This is a genomic window from Jiangella mangrovi, assembly GCF_014204975.1.
Classification (GTDB): Bacteria; Actinomycetota; Actinomycetes; order Jiangellales; family Jiangellaceae; genus Jiangella; species Jiangella mangrovi.
The window spans coordinates 6,086,019-6,099,450 of the sequence record NZ_JACHMM010000001.1; the positions used below are offsets into that span (position 1 = coordinate 6,086,019).

At 71.2% G+C, this 13,432-nt stretch carries 11 protein-coding genes; 8 read left to right on the forward strand and 3 right to left on the reverse strand.

All coding sequences use genetic code 11. The annotated features are described in order from the left end of the window. Window positions 1–2 precede the first annotated feature (2 nt). Complete coding sequence (locus tag HD601_RS28195; protein WP_184827588.1) at window positions 3–1,181, forward strand: XylR family transcriptional regulator; 1,179 nt, start codon at window positions 3–5, stop codon at window positions 1,179–1,181. 118 nt (window positions 1,182–1,299) lie between these two features. Further along, on the forward strand, window positions 1,300–2,862 hold the full coding sequence (locus HD601_RS28200) for an alpha/beta hydrolase-fold protein (RefSeq protein ID WP_184827590.1): 1,563 nt from the start codon (window positions 1,300–1,302) through the stop codon (window positions 2,860–2,862). A 27-nt stretch (window positions 2,863–2,889) separates the two neighbouring features. Here the strand turns inward: HD601_RS28200 and HD601_RS28205 are convergent, their stop codons facing one another. Then, window positions 2,890–3,684 (reverse strand): IclR family transcriptional regulator domain-containing protein, encoded by a 795-nt coding sequence (locus HD601_RS28205; RefSeq protein WP_184827592.1) that lies wholly within the window; start codon window positions 3,682–3,684, stop codon window positions 2,890–2,892. A 136-nt stretch (window positions 3,685–3,820) separates the two neighbouring features. On the opposite strand from HD601_RS28205, the gene HD601_RS28210 reads away from it, so the two are divergent. Genes HD601_RS28210 through HD601_RS28235 form a run of 6 tightly spaced genes read left to right on the forward strand, consistent with a single transcriptional unit; the run spans window position 3,821 to window position 10,816 of the window. Continuing rightward, the gene (locus HD601_RS28210; RefSeq protein ID WP_184827594.1) at window positions 3,821–5,086 is read left to right on the forward strand and encodes an ABC transporter substrate-binding protein; all 1,266 of its coding nucleotides are present in this window, start codon (window positions 3,821–3,823) and stop codon (window positions 5,084–5,086) included. A gap of 49 nt (window positions 5,087–5,135) precedes the next feature. Further along, entirely contained in the window at window positions 5,136–6,104 is a 969-nt protein-coding gene (locus tag HD601_RS28215; protein ID WP_221441389.1) for an ABC transporter permease subunit, read from the forward strand. After that, window positions 6,101–6,931 (forward strand): ABC transporter permease subunit, encoded by an 831-nt coding sequence (locus tag HD601_RS34360; RefSeq protein WP_221441390.1) that lies wholly within the window; start codon window positions 6,101–6,103, stop codon window positions 6,929–6,931. Before HD601_RS28215 ends, HD601_RS34360 begins: the two co-directional genes overlap by 4 nt. A gap of 5 nt (window positions 6,932–6,936) precedes the next feature. Beyond that, window positions 6,937–8,118: a mandelate racemase/muconate lactonizing enzyme family protein gene (locus tag HD601_RS28225; RefSeq protein WP_184827595.1), complete on the forward strand. Its 1,182-nt coding sequence runs from the start codon at window positions 6,937–6,939 to the stop codon at window positions 8,116–8,118. Continuing rightward, window positions 8,115–9,293, forward strand: a complete 1,179-nt coding sequence (locus tag HD601_RS28230) for a fumarylacetoacetate hydrolase family protein (RefSeq protein ID WP_184827597.1) — start codon at window positions 8,115–8,117, stop codon at window positions 9,291–9,293. The genes HD601_RS28225 and HD601_RS28230 overlap by 4 nt, the downstream gene beginning before the upstream one ends. Next, the gene (locus HD601_RS28235; RefSeq protein ID WP_184827600.1) at window positions 9,290–10,816 is read left to right on the forward strand and encodes an aldehyde dehydrogenase family protein; all 1,527 of its coding nucleotides are present in this window, start codon (window positions 9,290–9,292) and stop codon (window positions 10,814–10,816) included. Before HD601_RS28230 ends, HD601_RS28235 begins: the two co-directional genes overlap by 4 nt. A 19-nt stretch (window positions 10,817–10,835) precedes the next feature. On the opposite strand, the gene HD601_RS28240 is transcribed toward HD601_RS28235, so the two are convergent. Then, on the reverse strand, window positions 10,836–11,846 hold the full coding sequence (locus tag HD601_RS28240; RefSeq protein ID WP_184827602.1) for a LacI family DNA-binding transcriptional regulator: 1,011 nt from the start codon (window positions 11,844–11,846) through the stop codon (window positions 10,836–10,838). 57 nt (window positions 11,847–11,903) lie between these two features. Beyond that, window positions 11,904–13,412, reverse strand: coding sequence for an arabinosylfuranosidase ArfA (gene arfA, locus HD601_RS28245; RefSeq protein ID WP_184827604.1), 1,509 nt, complete (start codon window positions 13,410–13,412; stop codon window positions 11,904–11,906). Window positions 13,413–13,432 lie beyond the last annotated feature (20 nt).

The following is a 13,432-nucleotide window of genomic DNA, read 5'->3' on the forward strand; positions in this document are numbered from 1 at the left end:
ACATGGTTGTCATCGAGACGCGGCACGTGGCGCTGCTGGTCGAGACCTCGAACGCCTACGCCCGCGGCCTGCTCGTCGGCGTGAAGAAGTACGTCGAGGAGCACCCGCACTGGTCGATCTACCTGGCCGAACACAGCCGGCACGAGACCGACTTCTCGTGGCTCGAGGGGTGGCGGGGTGACGGCGTCATGGCCCGGATCGAGAACGAGGAGACCGCCCGCTTCATCCGCCGGCTCGGCTTGCCGACGGTCGATCTGAGCGCCGCCCGGCTGGTCCCGGAGCTTCCCGGCGTCGAGACCGACGACGGCACCATCGCGCGCTGGGCGGTCGGCCACTTCGCCGAGCGCGGCCTGCGGAACTTCGCGTTCTGCGGCGACGAGCGGTTCGCCTGGTCGGTGAAGCGCAGCGAGTGGTTCGCCGGCCATGTCCGCCAGCACGGGGCGACTCCGCACGAGTTCCGGATGAAGCCGTCCAGCATGCGCGCCGCCGACCGCGAGCTCCTGGCCACCTGGCTCACCGGGCTGCCGAAGCCCGTCGGCGTCCTCGCCTGCTACGACATCGCCGGCCAGGAGGTGCTCGAGGCCTGCAAGATCGCCGGGCTGGCGGTGCCGGACTCCGTCGCCGTCGTCGGCGTCGACAACGACGAGCTGATCGGCAACCTCACCACGCCGCCGCTGTCGAGCATCGAGCCGAACACCACCGCGACGGGGTACCTGGCGGCGCATCTGCTCGACCTGATGATGCAGGGCCACTCCCTCGAGCCGGGCCTGCGACTCATCGAACCGATCCGCATCGTCGCCCGGCAGTCGTCGGACATCCTCGCCGTCGACGATCCGCTGGTCTCCGAGGCGCTGCGGTTCATCCGAGCGAGGTCGGACCAGAACCTCGCCGTCACCGCGGTGCTCCGGCACGTCGGGCTCTCGCGCCGCGCCCTCGACCTCCGCTTCGCCGAGACCCTCGGCCGGACGGTCCACACCGAGATCATCCGGGTCCGCGTCGCCCATGTCGCCGAGCTGCTCTCGTCGACGGACTGGACGCTGCAGCAGATCGCCGAGCGCCTGAACTTCAGCCACTCGGAGTACATGAGTGTCGTCTTCAAGAAGCAGACCGGCCAGTCGCCGGGCCAGTATCGCCGGACGGTCAACGGTTCCGTGGCGCGCCAGGCCTTCTGGCAGGCCTGAGCGACTCGTTGCGCTCTACGCAACGCTATTCTCATGATTCGCAATCGCCCCTTGACACGGTCTCACGCCCTCCGCCATGGTTCCAACGATGTAATCGACCCAATGGAGGGAGAGTTACATGCACCTGGCACTTCCCCGCCGCTCAGCGCTGCTGGCGGCCCTCATGGTCGCCGGGACGCTGGCGGCGACGGCGATCACCCCGCCGGCGACGGCCGCGCCGCCGAAGCCGCTCGGGCCGGAGGTCGTCCGGACGGATCAGCCGCCGACCGGGAACTCGGTCACCTTCAGGTACGAAGCGCCCGAAGGCGTCGAGTCGGTCCACCTCTACGGCGACTGGTTCTACTCGCGGCCCGAGAGCGTGACCTGCAACGACTGCGGCGACGGACGGCATCCCTCGGAGTGGCGGCCGGGCGACATCGCCGCGACGCCGTGGCAGATCCTGCCGATGGAGCGCGGCGACGACGGCGTCTGGTCGATCACCGTGCCACTGCCGTCCGGCAGCTTCCGCTACGCCTTCACCCACGACTGCACGAACGTGCTGGCCACCGGCTGCACCCTGCACGACGACCCGGCGAACCCGTGGCAGCTCCCGCCGCCGTACCCGGGCGCGCCGGGCGCGGTGCGCAGCACCGTCTTCGTGCCGGAGAGCAAGAGGTTCCCGACGTACGACACCGACTACCAGGCTCCGGCGAAGCCGCACCGGGCCGGCACCCTGGAGGCGCGCCGCTACCCCTCGCCGCTCTCCACCAACCCCGCCGGCGTCCACGACCTCGTCGTCTACCTGCCGCACGGCTACGACCCGGACCGGGCGACGCCGTACCCCACGCTGTACCTGAGCCACGGCAGCGGCGACCACTCGACCGCGTGGACGATGCAGGGCGTCGCCCACCACATCCTGGAGAACGCGATCCGCGACGGTGCCGCACAACCGATGGTCATCGTGTCGACCGACTTCAACGGCCTGCCGGGTGGCAACACGGGCTACGTCAACGAGCTCAGGAACAACGTCATCCCGTTCGTCGAGCAGAACTACAACGTCTCGGCCAGGGCCGACGACCGGGCGTTCGGCGGCTTCTCGGCCGGCGGCAGCCGCGCCTACACGCTCATGTACGACCACACCTCGCTCTTCGGCTACCACGCCGCGTGGAGCGCGGGCGGACCGTCCGCGAGCCAGGCCCAGATCGACCGGATGAAGGACGTCGCCGGCGGGATCATGATCGGCACCGGGCTGCAGGACCGCCTGGGCAACATCGCCGAGAACTCGCAGCGCAACGCCGTCGCGCTGCAGGCGGCGGGTGTCGACGTCGACCACTTCAACGTGCCGGGCGTGCACACCTGGCACGTCTGGCGGCCGCTGCTGAACCACTACCTGCGTGAGCTGGCCTTCCGGGCCACCACGACGGATCTCGAGGTAGCCACCGAGCCGGTCGGGCGCTCCCACCACGTGCGGCTCACCGCGGTCGCCACGGTCGACCCCGTGACGACCAGCATCACCGCGCCGTCGGGCAAGGTCGACTTCTACGCCGGCGACCGGCATCTCGGCTCGGCACCGGTCCGCAACGGCGTCGCCCGGTTCCACAAGCCGGTCGACGGCGACCTGCTGGACGAGCCGGTGGTCGCCCGCTACCGGGGCGACGACCTGTTCGACGAGTCGCAGAGCGTGCCGTCCGGCGCCCTCTGACCCCTGACCCCGCCCGGCGGCCGCGACTCAACCGGCCGCCGGGCCGGCCGGGGCCGTCTCGGCCGGCCCGGCGCCGGCGGTGTGGCCGAGCTCGGCGGAGATGGAGCTCGCGGTGTCGAGCAGCAGCGGGAGTCGCGCCTCCAGCTGGGACAGGGTCGCGATCACCTCGATCGCCGTGATCGAGACCGCCGCGATGACCTGGCCGCGCGAGTCCCTGATCGGCGCGGCCACACACATCACGTACGCGTCGTGCTCACCGTCGTCCGCCGCCCACCCGCGCTCGCGCACGTCGATGAGCTCGAGCTCGAGCGACGCCCGGTCGGCGAACGTCGTCGCCGTGTACCGCTCGAACGTGACGTGCGAGAGGAGGCGATCGCGCTCCTCGCGCGGCAGGAAGGCCAGGATCACCTTGCCGACGGCGCTCGCGTAGATCGAGACGGCCCGGCCCACCCGCGACGGAAGCTTGACGGCGTCGAAGGCGGCGCTGTCGACCTTGTCGATGTAGATGATCTCGTCGCCGGTCAGCTGCGCGAGGTGGACGGTGTGCCCCGTCTCGCGCTGGAGCCGGCGCAGGTGCGCCGAGGCGAACTGACGAAGATCCATCGAGCCGAGCGCGAGCTCGGACAGTTCGATGAGACCGCTGCCGAACACGTACGTCCCCGCACCGGTCTTCCGGACGAACCGCGCCGCCTCGAGGGTCTGGAGCATCCGCAGTGCCGTCGACTTGTGGACACCGAGCACCTCCGCGGCCTCCGTGAGGCTCAGCGGGTGCTCCGCGGATCTCCTGATGAGCTCGATCGCCCGTTGGATCGTCTGAGCCACGACCACCTCCCGATTGCACTATACGCAACAGATGCGTAGCGATGTGCAACCACGACTTGACAGCGTTGCATATGTTCCTACGATCGTTGCAGACCTTTAACGTTCAATCAGTGCCACGAATCCCTAGGAGCACCCGATGAGGAAACCTCGCGTTCGCCGCGCCACGGTCGCCGCGGCCACCGTCGTCGGCCTGGTCGCCGTCGTCTCGGCCGGATGCGGCTCCGACGACTCCGGCTCCGGCTCGGCCTCGGACGGCGGCGGCGTCACGACGCTCACCTTCGCCGCCTCGACCTTCGGCGACCCGGGCCGCGGGCCACAGCTGGAGGAGTGGCTCGAGCAGTTCAACGCCAGCCAGGACGAGATCCGGGTCGAGGCCGCGTCGGTGCCCTACCCGACCTTCGGCCAGACGGTGCTCACGCAGATGGGCGGCGGCGAGGGACCCGACCTCGTCCGCTTCGACATGCCCGAGTTCGAGGCCGCCTCCGACGCAGGCCTGATCGCACCCCTCGACGACCTGATCGACGCCGGCGAGTACGAGCTGCTCGAGCAGCCGGACCGGTTCATGGTCCACGACGACGTCCGGCACGGGATCATCTTCGAGGCGTCGAACTACGCGATGTTCTACAACGCCGACCTGATCCCGGAGCCGCCGACGACGTACGAGGACTTCTTCGCGATCGCTCAGTCCCTGACGTCCGGCGACACCTTCGGGCTGGCGTTCCGTCAGACGGAGGCCGAGGAGGCCGGCGTCTGGCAGGACATCTTCAACTACGTCTACGGCTTCGGCGGCGCCTGGTCCGACGGCGAGGACCTCACCATCAACGCGCCGGAGAACCTCGAGGGCCTGCAGGCCTACAAGGACCTCTACGACGCGAACGTCATCCCTCGCGGCGCCGACGCGGCGACCTTCCGGCGCATGTTCGCCGAGGGCAAGGTCGCCATGGAGCTCAACAACGGCGGCTACGCCACCCACCTGCTCGCCGAGAGCCCCGACCTGAACTTCAGCGTCGCCCCCATCCCGTTCCCCGAGCGCAGCCAGGGCGCCATCCTCGCGCCCATCGTCATCAACGAGGCGAGCGAGGCCAAGGAGGAGGCGGCGACGTTCATCACGTGGGCCCTCGAGCCGGAGAACCAGACGAGCCTGCAGGAGATCCTCGGCGCGAGCAGCGTCGCGACGGCCACCGAGCGCACGCCCGAGTCGCTGCAGGAGCTGCCGTTCCTCCCGACGTTCGACGAGCTCACCGAGTCCAGCCTCCCGCAGGTCGTCCTCGGCTTCGAGGCGCAGACCCCCGACATCCGCAAGATCGTCGTGCAGAACGTGATCGCCGCCCTGCAGGGTCAGGTCGACCTCCAGACCGCTCTCGACGACGCCCAGGAGCAGGCGACCGAACTGGTCGGCTGAACCGGCGGCGCTGGGGCGGGCTCCCCACCCGCCCCGGTGTCGTCCCCTCGTGACGAAGGACACCCACTCGATGACCGTGCTCGAGCAGACGAGAGCGCCCCGATCCGAGACCTCCCCCCGCCGGCGGCGCAGCCCGCTGGGCAGCCGTTGGACGCCGTACCTGTTCCTCGCCCCGGCGGCCGTCTTCATCCTCCTGTTCCAGGGGGTCCCGCTGGCTCAGGAGATCTACCTGAGCTTCACGCGGACGTCGCTGCTCAACCCCACGCGCAGCACGTGGGTCGGGCTGGAGAACTACGCCCACATCTTCGGCGACGACGACTTCCACCGGACGCTCCTGACCACGCTGATCTACGTGGTCGTCTGCGTCGTGGGCTCGGTCGGGGCCGGCCTGCTGGTGGCGCTCCTGCTCAACCGCGGCTTCCGCGGCCGCGGCGTCGTGCGCGCGCTCGTGACGGTGCCGTGGGCAGCCCCGGGCATCGCGGTCGCGCTCATCGCGACCTGGATGCTCAACCCCCAGTACGGCATCGTGAACCGGTTCCTCGACGCCGTCGGGCTGGGGGTGCCCGGCGGCGCGATCCTCGACAGCCAGACCTACGCCCTCCCGGCGATCCTCGTGACGACCATCTGGCAGCTCTTCCCGCTCACCTCGGTGGTGCTGCTCTCGGCGCTGCAGGCGGTCCCGAAGGACCTGACCGAGGCCGCGACGATGGACGGCGCCGGCCGGTGGTGGACGTTCCGCGCCGTGACCTGGCAGGTCATCAAGCCGACCGTGGGCCTGCTCGCGCTGCTCATGACGATCTGGTCGATCCGGCGGTTCGAGCTCATCTGGCTGATGACGAAGGGCGGCCCGGTGGGGTCCACCGAGACGCTCGTCATCGACCTCTACGCCCAGGCCTTCGACTCCAAGCAGCTCGGCACGGCGGCCGCGATCGGCATGGTCGGCGTCGTCATCTCACTCATCGTCATCGCCGGCAGCAGGTTCGTCGCCCGCGGCGCCGCGAAGGAGGGAATCCGGTGAGCCGGTTCCGCATGGGTCTCACCCTGCGCATCGTCGCCGTACTTGGAGTCCTGGGCATCGCGGTCTTCCCGCTGTACTGGATGTTCGTCACGGCCCTGTCGAGCGACGCCGACCTGTTCGCCGGGGAGGCGCGGCTGCTGCCCGACTTCTCGCAGTTCGGGGTCTTCGCCGACGCGCTCGCCGAGGGCGAGGTGGTGGGCTGGCTGCGCAACAGCCTCGTGATCGCCGCCGGGACGACCCTGCTCTCGATCGGCCTGGGCATCCCGCTCGGCTACGCGCTCTCGCGGTTCTCGTTCCGGGGCAAGGTCGTCATGACGGTCGTGCTGCTGCTGACGCAGATGCTCCCCGAGGCGCTCATGGTGGTGCCGCTGTTCGCGCTGTTCAACCGGTTCGACCTGCTCGACTCGCTGATCGGGCTGGTCCTGGCCAACTCGGCGTTCGTGCTGCCGATCGTGGCGCTCATCCTCAAGGGCGCGATCGACGCCATCCCTCGCGAGCTCGAGGAGGCCGGACGGGTCGACGGCGCGCGGCCGCTCACCATGCTAGTGCGCATCAACGTCCCGCTGATCGCGCCGTCGATCGCGGCCGCCGCGGTCATCTCGTTCTTCCACGCCTGGAACGAGTTCGTGTTCGCGGTGACGTTCATCTACGCGCCGGAGATGCAGCCGGCCTCGGTGGGCATCGCGGGCTTCATCGGCGAGGTCGGCACCCCGGTCCAGACCGTCATGGCGGTGGCGTTCCTGTTCACGCTCCCTGCCGTCGCCTTCTACCTGTTCGCGCAGAAGTACGTCGTGGCCGGCATGACCGCCGGCGCCGTGAAGGGCTGATTCCGATGAAGATCACCTCGGTCGACACGCTCGTCGTCGACTTCTACCGCACCAATCTCGTCATCGTGCGGGTCTCGACCGACGAGGGCATCGTCGGCCTGGGCGAGGCGACGCTCGAGGGCAAGGAGCGGGCGGTGCAGGGCGCCGTCGCGGAGCTCGCCGAGGCGGTGGTGGGCCTCGACCCGACCCGCATCTCCGGCACCGTCCACGAGCTGGCCCGCGACTGGTACTGGCGCGGCGGCCCGGTCATCATGACGGCGCTGAGCTCGCTGGAGATGGCGTTGTGGGACATCTCCGCCCGCGATCTCGGGGTGCCGGTCTCGCGGCTGTTCGGCGGCCCCACGCGCGACCGGGTCCGCGCCTACGCGAACGGCTGGTTCTCCGGCGCGGTGACGCCCGAGGACTATGCGGCCGCCGCGCGCCGGACCGTCGAGACCGGCTTCCGCGGGCTCAAGTGGGACCCGTTCGAGAACTACGACCTCACCATCTCCACGGCGCAGCTGGACCGCGTCCTCGCGCAGGTCGACGCCGTGCGCTCCGCCGTCGGGCGCCACGTCGAGCTGTTCGTCGAGGGCCACGGCCGCTTCGACGTCCGGCACGCGGTCCAGATCGCGCGCGAGCTCGCCCCGTTCGAGCCGGTGTGGTTCGAGGAGCCCTGCCCGCCGGACAACCTCGACGCGCTCGCCGACATCCGCCGCGCCTCCCCCGTCCCCATCGCCGCCGGAGAGCGCTGGTTCGGCCGGCAGGGCTTCGCTCCCGCGCTGGCCCGCCAGGCGGTGGACTTCGTGCAGCCCGACGTGACCCATGCCGGCGGCCTCGCCGAGCTGGCCTTCATCTCGACGCTGGCGGCGACGAGCTATGTCGGCTTCGCGCCGCACAATCCCAGCGGGCCGCTGAGCACCGCGGCGACGCTGCAGCTGGGCGCGGTGCTGCCCAACTTCCGCTACCTGGAGATCATGGCGACCGACGTGCCCTGGCGCCCGCGCATCACCAGCGAGCGGCTCACGCTGACGGAGGAGGGCGACGTCATGGTCCCGGCCGGCGTCGGTCTCGGCATCGAGCTCGACCTCGAGGAGATGGCGCGGCACCCGTTCACCCCGCGCCCCATGCGGCTGTTCGACGACGCCGTCTACGACATCCGCCCGCCGGACGAGCGGTCCTTCTTCAATCTGGGAGCGAGCGAATGACGCCGTGGTTCGGAACGGCCGCCGAGGCGCTGCCGGACGACGCCGCCGGCAGCGTCCTGGTCGGCCGGATCTGGGATCCCGCCGCCGCCGGACCCTCCCCCGTCGTCGTGCGCGACGGCGACGTCGTCGACATCAGCGAGCACGTCGCCACCGTGCGTGACCTCTGCGAGCTGCCCGATCCCGCGACGGCCGCCGCCGGACTGGCCGGGCGGCGGGTCGGGACCGTCGACGAGCTGCTCGCGAACACCGGCGCCGCCGAGCGCGACCCCGCCCGGCCCTGGTTGCTGGCCCCCGTCGATCTCCAGGCCCTGAAGGCCGCGGGAGTGACGTTCGCGGTCTCGATGATCGAACGGGTCATCGAGGAGCGGGCCCGCGGGGACCTGACGCTCGCGGCGGACATTCGCGGCCGCATGCTCGCCGGCGTGGGCGCGGACTTCCACGACCTGTCGCCCGGCTCCGAGGAGGCGGGACGGCTCAAGGACCTGCTCGTCGCCGAGGGCGCCTGGAGCCAGTACCTCGAGGTGGGCATCGGTCCCGATGCGGAGATCTTCACCAAGGGCCAGGTCCTGTCCGCCGTCGGCACGGCCGTGCCCGTCGGGGTGCTCGCCGCGTCGACCTGGAACAACCCCGAGCCGGAGGTGGCGCTGGTCGTGCAGTCCAGCGGCCGGATCATCGGAGCGACCCTCGGCAACGACGTGAACCTGCGCGACGTCGAGGGCAGGTCCGCGCTGCTGCTGCCGATGGCCAAGGACAACAACGCCTCCTGCGCGCTGGGGCCGTTCATCCGGCTCTTCGACGACCGCTTCGGGCTGGACGACGTGCGCGGGCTGGCGGTCGGACTGCACATCTCCGGCGACGACGGGTTCCGCCTCGACGCGGTCTCGGAGATGTCGCGGATCTCGCGCGATCCGGAGGCACTCGTGCGCCAGCTGATCGGCCCGCACCACCACTATCCCGACGGCGCCGTCCTGATGCTCGGCACCATGTTCGCGCCGATCCAGGACCGGGACCGGCCCGGCGAGGGGTTCACGCACAAGCTCGACGACGTCGTCAGGATCGGCTCGCCGGCGCTGGGCACCCTCGTCAACCGGGTCCGGCACGCCGAGGACTGCGCGCCGTGGGACTTCGGGATCCGCGCGCTCATGGGCAATCTCGTGCAGAGAGGACTCTTGTGAACGCCGTCAGCACCGTCGATCCGAGGGACGGCCGGAGTCGCGAGACCGGGCTGCACGAGACGACCGGCAGCGAGCTGGACGCCCTGCTGGCCGCCGCGGCTGCGGCGGCGGACCCGCTCACCGCCGCAGGACGTCGCGGCCGGGCCCGGCTGCTCGACGCCGTGGCGGCCGCGCTGGAGTCGCGCCGCGACGACCTCGTGGCGGCGGCGTCGTCCGAGACCGGGCTGGGCCGCGACCGCCTCGCCTCCGAGCTCACCAGGTCGGCGCTGCAGTTCCGGATGTTCGCCGACGTCGTGCGCGACGGCGGGTACCTCGAAGCCGCCATCGACCATGCGGCCGACACTCCGCTGGGCCCGGCGCCGGACGTGCGCCGGATGCTCGTGCCCCTGGGTCCGGTCGCCGTCTTCGGCGCCAGCAACTTCCCGTTCGCCTTCTCGGTCGCCGGCGGCGACACGGCCGCCGCGCTGGCCGCCGGCTGCCCCGTCGTGGTGAAGGCGCACCCGTCGCACCCGCTGACCTCGCAGGTCTCGGCCGACGTGATCGCCGCGGCCGTACGTGGCGCCGGCGGACCCGACGGGGCCCTGGGCATTGTCCACGGGCAGGACGCCGGGCTGGCACTGGTGCGCCATCCCGCCGTACGAGCGGCCGCGTTGACGGGGTCCGTCGGGGCGGCCCGCGCCATCCAGGCCGCCATCGACGAGCGCGACGACCCGATCCCGCTTTACGGCGAGCTCAGCAGCGTGAACCCGATCGTCATCCTGCCCGCCGCGGCGGCCGAGCGGGGCGAACAGATCGCCGCCGGGCTCTTCGCCTCGTTCACCGGCTCCGCCGGCCAGCTCTGCACCAAGCCGGGACTGGCCTTCGTCCCCTCCGATCCCGCCGGCGACCAACTCGTCGAGGCCTTGCGCGCCCGGGTCGCCACGGCCGGTGGCGCGGTGCTGCTGAACGAGCGGATCCGCGACGCGTTCACCGCCCGCGAGGCCGCCCTCGAGCAGGCGGGCGCCCGAGTTCTCGCCAGGCCGGACGTCCGGTCGCCGGAGGGTTTCGGCGTGGCACCGGTGCTGCTGGAGACCGACGTCACCCAGCTGTCCGCGCAGATCGCCGAGGAGTGCTTCGGCCCGCTCGTCATCGCCGTCCGCTACGACGATCCCGCCGGCCTCGACGCGGCGCTCGCCACCGTTCCCCCGTCACTCACCGGGTCGATCCACGCCGGTGAGCAGGACGACCACGACACCGTCCGCCACCTCAGCACCCTGTTCGCGGCCCGCACCGGCCGCATCGTCTTCGACGGCTTCCCCACCGGCGTCCGGGTCTCGTGGGCGCAGCACCACGGCGGTCCCTGGCCCGCCACCAACACCGTGCACACGTCCGTGGGCGCCACCTCGATACGCCGCTTCCTGCGCCCGCTGGCCTGGCAGGACGCGGCCGGCTGGATCCTGCCCCAGGAGCTCAGGGACGGCTACACCGAGATCTCCAGGCGGGTCGACGGCCGGGTCGAACCGGGGCGTCCCGGCACCTCGTAGCGCGCGGGTGCGCCGGAGCTCAGCGGGTCGACTCGCGCAGGATCAACTGCGCGTTCACGATGGTCGTCGCCGGGTCCGGCGCATCCGTCCCGCCGTCGCCCGCGGCGGCGATGCGGTGCTCCAGCAGCTCGAGGACCCGATCGGCCATGGCGTCGTTGCCCGGCTCGACGGACGACAGCCGCGGCACGAGGAACTCCGTCTCCTCGCCGTTGTCGAAGCCGATCACCTGCACCTCGCCGGGCACGTCGACCCGCAGGTCGGCCAGGGCCCGCAGCACACCCATCGCGGCAGCGTCGGTCAGCGCGAAGACCCCGTCGTACGCGACGCCGGACTCGTGCAGCCGCTTCAGGCCGCGGGCCCCGGACGCGGGATCGAAGGACTCGACCTCGATCACCAGCCGCTCGTCGACCTCGATGCCGAGCTCGGCGTGCGCCTGTCGATAGCCGCGGGTCCGCAGCGACGGCATGTCGTCGACGTGGTCGTCGTGCCGGCCGCCGATGACGGCGACGCGGCGCGACCCGGTCGTGAGCAACTGCCGGGTGGCCTGGCGGGCGCCGCCGACGTTGTCCATCATGACGTGGTCGAACGTCGCCGGGACCGGCCGCTCTCCGATGAACACGACCGGGGTCTCGAACCGCAGCTGGTCCAGGTCGGCGGCGTCGACCCGCAACGGGCTGATGACGACACCGTCGTACATGCGCAGCCGGCCGAACGAGATGGCCTCGAGCTCGCGCTCGGCGTCGCCCCCGGTGCGCTCGACCACGAGGTGCAGCCCGCGCTTCTCGACCCCCTTGGCGAGCCGGCCGGCCAGTTGGGCGTAGTACGGCCGGTCGATGTCCGGGACGATCAGGCCGACGGCGCCCGTGCGGCCGGCTCGCAGGTGGCGTGCGGCGAGGTTCACCTGGTAGCCGAGCCTCGTGATGGTCGCGAGCACCCGCAGCCGGGTCTCCGCGCTCACGCCGGGCCGGCCGTTGATGACGTTGGACACCGTCATGGCCGACACGCCGGCCTCACGGGCCACATCGATCATTCGCACCACGGGCCCATCATCCCGTGCTGTCGCGCCGATCACGAACCATGGGGGCCGTCATCCGAGCGTCAGGGCCGTCCACGAGACCGGCGGGAGGGTGATCGTCACCGTGCCGTCGGTCAGCGCCGCGGTCGGGTTGGCCGCCGGCCGCACGCGGTCCTGCTGCTCGAGCGTGTTGGCCGCGTGCGGGTCCTTGTCGCTCAGCGTCCAGGCGTCCCGGACGCCGACCCCGCCGAGCATGCGCACGTCGATCTCGATCTCGGCCGGCGACTCCTCGTCGCGGTTGACGAGGAAGACGGCGGTGGCGCCGCTGCCGCCGTCGTGCGTCGCCACCGCGTCGACGACGGTGGCCTCGCCGTGCTGCGCCGAGACGTAGGCCGGGCTGTCCAGCTTCACCTCGAGCGCCTCTCCCCGGGCCAGCCGCGAGGTGAGCGCGAACGGGTAGAACGTGGTCTGCCGCCAGGCCGGCCCGCCGGGCTCGGTCATGATCGGCGCGATGACGTTCACCAGCTGGGCGAGACTCGCGGACGTGACCCGGTCGGCGTGCCTGAGCAGCGAGATGAGCAGGTTGCCGAAGACCACCGCGTCCATGGCCGAGTACGTGTTCTCGAGCAGCCGCGGCGCGATCGGCCAGTCGTCGAGGCCGGTGTGCCGCTCGCCCTGGTACCGCGACTGGTACCAGACGTTCCACTCGTCGAACGAGATGTACATGGTCTTCGTGCTGCGCCGCTCCGCCTTCACGTGGTCGGCCGTCGCCGCGACCGAGTCGATGAACCGGTCCATGTTCACCGCGGAGGCGAGGAAGCTGGCGTAGTCGCCGTCCTTCGGCTCGTAGTAGGCGTGGCACGAGATGTAGTCGACCTCGTCGTAGGTCGCCTCGAGCACCGTCCGCTCCCAGCTGCCGAACGTCGCCATCTGCGCGCTGGAGCTGCCGCAGACGACGAGCTCGAGGTCGGGATCGAGCTGGCGCATCGCGCGGGCGGCCTTGCCGGCGACGCTCGCGTACTCGTCGGCCGTGCCGTGACCCAGCTGCCAGGCGCCGTCCATCTCGTTGCCCAGGCACCACATCCGGATGTCGTGCGGGGCCGGCACGCCGTTGGCGATGCGCAGGTCCGAGAGCCGGGTGCCCGCAGGGACGTTGGCGTACTCGAGGACGTCCAGGGCCTCCTGGACGCCGCGCGTCCCGAGGTTCACGGCGTACATGAGCTCGCTGCCGACCTTGCGCAGCCACCCGGCGAACTCGTCCAGGCCGACCTCGTTGGTCTCGGTCGAGTGCCAGGCCAGGTCCAGCCGCCGGGGTCGCTGGTCGCGGGGCCCGATCCCGTCCTCCCACCGGTAGCCCGAGACGAAGTTGCCGCCGGGATAGCGGATGGTGGACACGCCGAGTTCGCGGACCAGCGCGATGACGTCCTCGCGGTACCCCTGGTCGTCCGCCGTCGGGTGTCCGGGCTCGTAGATCCCGTCGTAGACGCAGCGGCCCAGGTGCTCGACGAACGAGCCGAACAGGCGGCGGTTGACCGGCCCCACGGTGAAGTAGGGGTCGATGGTCAGATGAGCGCGGTTCATGATCCTCTTGGTGGTCGATG